Origin of the sequence: Criblamydia sequanensis CRIB-18 (genome assembly GCF_000750955.1) — a bacterium.
Taxonomy (GTDB): domain Bacteria; phylum Chlamydiota; class Chlamydiia; order Chlamydiales; family Criblamydiaceae; genus Criblamydia; species Criblamydia sequanensis.
On the sequence record NZ_CCEJ010000019.1, the window covers coordinates 1 to 2,038 of the forward strand.

Below are 2,038 nucleotides of genomic sequence, written 5' to 3' on the forward strand. Positions count from 1 at the left end.
TTAGCCAAGATAGATGACTTCTTAAAAAAATGCGGACGTAGCTACTACACCTTAAGGCACCTCTATCACTTCTTTTTTTTCTTTAGGTTTTATTTGTAATTGATCTGCTGAAAAAAACGAATGATTTTCTATACTTTCTTCACTTGAATGCTTTTATTGCTGCTATCTTTTGTTCAGGCAAATACTAGTGGAAATGTGGGATTGCCGTTCCAATATGATATGGAAACTCAAGCGTGATTTCTAATCGCATTATCAATCCTTATAGTTTATTGATCGGGAGATTATCACTCGATGACCGGTGAGAGAGGTTTGTTTATCCTGGTCTCCTTGGTGGGGCATTATCTTTCTACCACTGTAGTGTTATAGAAACTGTTGTCTCAAAGACTCAAGCTTGGTATGCCTCGCCAGATAGCAAAGGAGTCAATCTTTATTGGGCCGGATAATTGTATATCTTTATTACCGGCCCTGTTTCAATTTATCACCTGCTGCTTGTAATTCCAGATATTCGTTCAGTTAAGGTTTCTCTCGCAAACTTCAAGACTAGAACTTAGGTATTTGGCCTGAGCTTTAGAAGGAAACCTTAATTCCTGTTGTCAATCCATGAAAAGCTACATTTCCGATGTTTGTTGTGTTAGCATCAGAGAATCCTGTTCCTAAAGAAAGAACACGAGTTATTTGAATAGCTTGCAGGTATACGGACATCTCATAGGCAACATATATATCCAAATTCATGCAACAATTAACTAAATTCAATGGAGTATTCCAATTTAAGCCTCCTTTGAGATGAAAATTTTGGATCATGGCTCTGAAACTAGTGCTAGAAGTTAGACTTACATCGTCCTGTCCTGTGATAAATACTAGTTGATTTTGCCCAGTTGAGAATCTAGATCTTGAAATACCATATTTTGCGTTACCAAATAATCCAAAATTGCAAGGAAGCTTCCAAAATGCATCTAAACCTGCCACAAGGCCCACTGCTTTGGTGTTACAAAACAGTTCGATATCAGATCTTGAATCAAAAGGGACGTCCAAAATTAGTGTTGTACCAATGTATTCAATCTTTTCTTTGCTATTACTTTCATACCATTGAACACCGAAATTCGGTCTCATTGAAAAACAATCCCAAAGAGAGATTGTCCTACCCATGCAAATATTAGCTGCTTTGATTCCTATTGTTAAATCAGCACTAGCTTGAGTGGTATTAATTGAACTGATGGCATCCCATAAAGTATCGATCAATGTTCCATTGCCGGCTAATACAGAATCACTGCCTGAATTTTCAAAACGCGTGTACTCTCCATCGATATCCCATTCGTTTTCAAATAAAGTATATCTCGCGCCGATTCGATATCCTGGCCCATAATCGACATCCACATTTTGTAGAGAAAGATTATCGGGAACTAATCCCGGACCGAAAGGACCAAAAGGAAGATCTAGATTTGTTCTTGTTAGGGCATAGGCCATTCCTGTTGCTACTGGCTGCCAATAAAGAAAGTCTCCTCTGATAGAAAAGCTTCCCCGATACATTGTTGAATTGCAATAGCTATCATATTCAAGCGGCGAACAATAATTTTCTGTATCGATACAGTCTGCTTTAATAGATGCTGTGAATAGCAGGAGAATAATCTTTGAAAGAATCGCTGCCCTTGTTTGATTAAAATACAACATAAAAAATCCAAATTTAATTTTTCAAAACCGAGTTCAATGTATATTTAATCGTTTTTTATGAATAGATTTATTTTTTAGCAGCAAATATAAAAATGATGATGCCTCACAAATCATCAAAGACTATTGAATGAGTTTTATAAATTTTGATTGGGATATCATCTGAATATATCTTGAGTAAAATTCTTTAATTGAAGAAAACTTTAGCAAAATAGGTCATGGGATAATTTAGGGGAACTTTAATCTATAAGAAGTTTTTCTTTTAAAAAAAGCACACAGGTTCAAAAGCCATTTAAGCTACTTTGAGTGTGTAACGATCAGTGGTCAGGAATTATCTTAAGTAATTGTACGGCTGCTATTTCAAAATTTTTCT

Annotated in this window: 1 protein-coding gene; it reads right to left on the reverse strand. The window is 35.8% G+C overall.

Annotated features, from left to right (window positions below; translation table 11 throughout):
- Positions 1 to 567: 567 nt before the first annotated feature.
- Positions 568 to 1,527, reverse strand: a complete 960-nt coding sequence (locus CSEC_RS12440) for an Lpg1974 family pore-forming outer membrane protein (protein ID WP_154017715.1) — start codon at positions 1,525 to 1,527, stop codon at positions 568 to 570.
- Positions 1,528 to 2,038: the final 511 nt, after the last annotated feature.